Source organism: Protofrankia sp. Cj3 (assembly GCF_917627355.1).
Classification (GTDB): domain Bacteria; phylum Actinomycetota; class Actinomycetes; order Frankiales; family Frankiaceae; genus Protofrankia.
Map to the genome: position 1 here is coordinate 6,389 of NZ_CAKJTR010000099.1, position 3,496 is coordinate 9,884.

Genomic DNA, 3,496 nt, shown 5'->3' on the forward strand with positions numbered 1-3,496 from the left:
GCCACCTGCCCGATGTCCACCCCACCGGTGACAAGCGTGAGCGTGCCGATCCCGCCACGGCCAAGCCCCCGGACAGCCGCGGCCAGCGCGTCATCCGGGCGGGCGCTGGCGTCACCGGGGTCCCGGTCCCCCTTGCCGGATCCGCTGGTACCGGGCCGGGATCTGCCCGCCGCCGGCGTCGCGGCGTCCCATTCGACACCGGCAAGCACGTCGAGAACGATCTGGCCGTCGCCACGCCCGCCACGACCCGTGACCCGAACATGCCCGGTGGTGTGCAGCCGGACCGGGAAACGCAGCCGGGCCGAGGCAAGCAGAACCGAGGCGGCAACGTCCACCGCCGCGTCGAACCCGGCCTCGCCGGCCGCTCCGGACGGGTATGCGTACGCCCGCGTGTCCAGCAGGACCGTCGTGACCGGCTCGCTCGGATCGACATACCGCCGCACCAGCAGGGTGCCCGCCCGAGCGCTGGAGCGCCAGTGCACATGCCGGAGATCGTCACCAGGCACATATTCGCGGAGCGCGTGGAAGGTCACGCCGCCTTCGGTCCGGCTGTCGACCGACAGCCCGTCAGGGCTGCTCGACCGAGCGGACACCAGCGGCGTCAGCGAATACACAACCGGGTGGACACGCACCACGGCCGGTTCCCCGACCTGTTGGGAGCGCGACAGCAAACCGAACAGGTCAGCTCTGCCGACCTGCACCGGGCCGACCCGCAGCACCCCACGGCGCGCGGTCGGTAACGGTAGCGCGATCGTGCGCCGCGTCGATCCCCGCAGAGAACGCAGATGTGTTTCGGTCGCCTCCTCCCCGTGCGGCACGCGGACCCGCAGGGCACCGCTGGACCGCTCCGCGAGGTTCCTGATCGTCACACTCGCGACAGCCGCCTCACCGCGCCGGACCCGGCCGGGAACGACCTCGATCTCCGCGCCTAATCGCGGACGGTAGGCGACCGTGACCACCGCCGCCGCCAGCACGACGACACATCCCACCGCGAGCATCGACAGCTCGGCAAACCGCAGCACACCCGCGGCAGCCCCCAGCACAACCGCGGCGCAGGCCACCGCCCATCCGGTGGCGGTAACCGCGCGAAGCGCGCGCCGCGCCGGACCGCGTGCCGCCGACGGAGCGGTGCCGGCTCCCGCGCTCCCGCCGGCTCCCGGGACGGGCCGCTCGATCGATCGGGCCGCGCCGCCCGCGCTCCCGCCGGCCGCCCGGATGGTCTCCGCCGGACCAGCGGCACCTGCCACCGGCCGGGATCGGCGAGTGGGCATACCGGTCACACTCCAGCCAGCGACCGGGGCACCGGTACGGACTCGAGCACCTCGCGGACAGCATCCTCGGCGGTGTAACCACGCAGTTCCGCGTCCGGTGCCACCAGCAGCCGATGCGCGAGCACGGATGCGGCGAGCGCCTTGACGTCGTCCGGTGTGACGAACGTGCGCCCCGCCGCGGCGGCCCGGACCTGTGCCGCACGCAGCAGGGCAATGCTGCCGCGCGGGCTGGCGCCCAGCCGCAGCCGCGGCAGCGTGCGGGTTGCCGAGACTACGTCAACCACATACTCGTGCACGGTGTCCGCGACGTGGGTACGCGCGCTCGCGGCGACCAGCGCCAGTACCTCATCGGTGGACAGCACCGGGCTCAGGTCCTCCACCCGCATACCCGACCGGCGATTACGCAGAATCGCCACTTCGGACTGACGATCCGGATAACCCATCCGTACTCGCATGAGAAAACGGTCCAGCTGCGCCTCGGGCAACGCATACGTGCCGTCCATGTCGACCGGGTTCTGGGTGGCGACGACGAAAAACGGCAGCGGCACCGCATGGGGCTGGCCGTCAACAGTGACCCGCCCCTCCTCCATAACCTCCAGCAGCGCCGACTGCGTCTTGGGCGACGCCCGGTTCACCTCATCGGCCACCACCACATGGGCGAACACCGGCCCGGGATGGAACGCGAACTCACCGCTTCCCTGGCGGTAGACGGTCACCCCGGTGACGTCGGACGGCAGCAGATCCGGGGTGAACTGGATGCGGTGACAGGACGCGTCCAACGATGCCGCGACGCACCGGGCCAACGACGTCTTGCCCAGCCCCGGAACGTCCTCGATGAGCAGATGCCCACCGGCGAACAGACAGGTCAGCGCCAGCGAAACCGCCTCGGTCTTGCCCCGCACCACCAGTTCGACGTTGTCGACAAGAGCCTGGAAGGCGGTCGCGAAATCGAACGGGCCGGCACCGCTGGTTGGCATCGTGGACACGACGACATCGTAGCCAGGCGCGCCGCGCCAACGGCCGGGCAGCGGATACGTAACCGCTGTGGGCGGCCGGCGGCGCGCCGATACCGCCCACAGCAGGTATTCACAAACGAGCGCTTCCGGCCCTGCCGGCGGAGCACGGGCGACAGGCTGGCAGTGTGCTCGGCTTCCGCTCAGGTGCCGATGAAACCCTTGCTCTGGAGCCAGGTACGGGCAACCTGGGTGGGGTCCTGGCCCTTGATGTCGACGTCACCGTTGAGCTCTTGGAGAAGTCCGTCGGTCAGGGCAGGCGCGATCGCATTAATGATCTTTGCGAGGTCGGGGTGGTCCTTGTAGACGGATTCGCGGACGGTGAGCGCGGGGTTGTAGATGGGGAAGAAACGCTTGTCGTCGTTCAGGACGCTCAGGCCGAGCCCGCTGATACGCCCGTCGGTGGTGGCGGCTTCCCCGAAGTTGCAGGGATTGTTCTTGGCCACCGCACTGTAGATGGCGCCCTCAGCGATGGTGGCGAGACCGTCCTTGGGCACGGTGAAGTCGTACGCCTTCTGCAGGCCGGGCAGGCCGTCATTACGGCCGGCGAACTCGCTGGCGACGCACATGGACGCTTTTGACGGGTCGGTCCGCACAAGCCGGGAGTAGTCGGAGAGCGAGCTGACGCTGAGCTCTTTGGCGGTACTGGTCTTCACCACAATGGCGTAGGTGTTGTCAGCCGGTGCCGCGGTGAGCCAGGTGACGTGATTTTGTGCCAGGTCCTCCTGTGCGACGGCTTGGTACAGCTGAGCCGAGTCGTTGATCGGGTCGGTGTGCTTAAGATAGTTGACCCAGGCGGTCCCGGTGTATTCCCAGTACATGTCGATGCTGCCCGATGTCAGCGCGGTGCGGGTGCTGTTGCTGCCCTGTAGTCCACACTTCTCCTGAACCGTCGCGCCGGCTGAGCGCAGGGCGAGGCTGGTGAGGTGGCAGAGGACAAGCTGCTCGGTGAACTCCTTGGACCCGACGGTGAAGGTGGCGCCCTTCAGCGAGACGCCCCGCGCGAGGCTGCCTTCCTTGACGGTACCGCCGCTGGAGCTGAAACACCCCGCGGTCACAGCGGTGAGGACCACGGCAAGGACAATGCGGATGCGGCGCGGGCGGTGGCCCGGCAGTGGGCGCATGATGCTTCTCCTTGGGGCAGATGGGTTGATGAAGGTGCGCGGGAGGAGATGTTCGCAACGAGCCGCGGCCAGGACTTTTCAGCCACGC

At 69.1% G+C, this 3,496-nt stretch carries 3 protein-coding genes; all 3 read right to left on the bottom strand.

Features of this window, described 5'->3' with window-relative positions; all coding sequences use genetic code 11:
• Positions 1 to 1,271, bottom strand: a 1,271-nt coding sequence (locus MJ783_RS14405) for a DUF58 domain-containing protein (protein WP_239310951.1), incomplete at its 3' end; no start/stop codon positions are given.
• Positions 1,272 to 1,276: 5 nt separating this feature from the next.
• Positions 1,277 to 2,248, bottom strand: coding sequence for a MoxR family ATPase (locus MJ783_RS14410; RefSeq protein ID WP_239310963.1), 972 nt, complete (start codon positions 2,246 to 2,248; stop codon positions 1,277 to 1,279).
• Positions 2,249 to 2,427: 179 nt separating this feature from the next.
• Positions 2,428 to 3,408 carry a glycine betaine ABC transporter substrate-binding protein gene (locus MJ783_RS14415; RefSeq protein WP_239310952.1) on the bottom strand — a complete coding sequence of 327 codons (981 nt, stop codon included), beginning with the start codon at positions 3,406 to 3,408 and terminating at the stop codon, positions 2,428 to 2,430.
• Positions 3,409 to 3,496 lie beyond the last annotated feature (88 nt).

Coding starts and splice junctions, on each gene's coding strand:
- MJ783_RS14410 (WP_239310963.1), bottom strand. CDS start 2,248: ATGCCAACCAGCGGTGCCGGCCCGTTCGATTTCGCGACCGCCTTCCAG.
- MJ783_RS14415 (WP_239310952.1), bottom strand. CDS start 3,408: ATGCGCCCACTGCCGGGCCACCGCCCGCGCCGCATCCGCATTGTCCTT.